Annotated in this window: 2 pseudogenes; one reads left to right on the forward strand and one right to left on the reverse strand. The window is 42.2% G+C overall.

What is annotated here, in order from left to right:
• Window positions 1-242, forward strand: a pseudogene (locus ACS8FC_RS20025) (haloacid dehalogenase type II); the annotation flags it as partial.
• Window positions 243-372: 130 nt separating this feature from the next.
• Here the strand turns inward: ACS8FC_RS20025 and ACS8FC_RS20030 are convergent.
• Window positions 373-552 (reverse strand): annotated as a pseudogene (locus tag ACS8FC_RS20030) (S-(hydroxymethyl)glutathione dehydrogenase); the annotation flags it as partial.

Below are 552 nucleotides of genomic sequence, written 5' to 3' on the forward strand. Positions count from 1 at the left end.
AGCCAGCACCTGAAACTTACCAAATGGTGGCTTATACGCTTAATGTTAAGACATCAGACTTATGTCTCGTTGCTTGTCATCTTTGGGATACTATCGGCGCACAAGCGGCAGGCTGTCAGGGTGCCTTTTTAACTCGCCCATATAACGAAATGCTTAGCGCACCAAATGTGCCAGTACCAGATTTGATCGCATCAGATTTATCGACCCTAGCGGATCAAATTATTAGCAAAAAGGGTGCTTAATACATCCAAATATTAGGATGTATTTAAAAGTAAAATCAAAAAAAATGCTGCTTCAAAATTGAAGCAGCATTTTTATTGTAGCGTCATCAGGTCAAAACCGTGATTTTGATATTACTGTCAGTAACGGCGCTTAGAAATTGACAACCGTACGGATGCTCTCGCCTTTATGCATTAAATCAAATGCTTCGTTGACGTCTTCTATTGGCATCGTGTGGGTGATAAAGTCTTGTAAAGGAATCTCACCTGCCAGATAGCGCTCGACATATCCTGGTAGTTCTGTACGACCTTTGACACCGCCAAACGCTGACCC

The sequence above is a fragment of the Psychrobacter sp. 1Y4 genome, assembly GCF_051847555.1.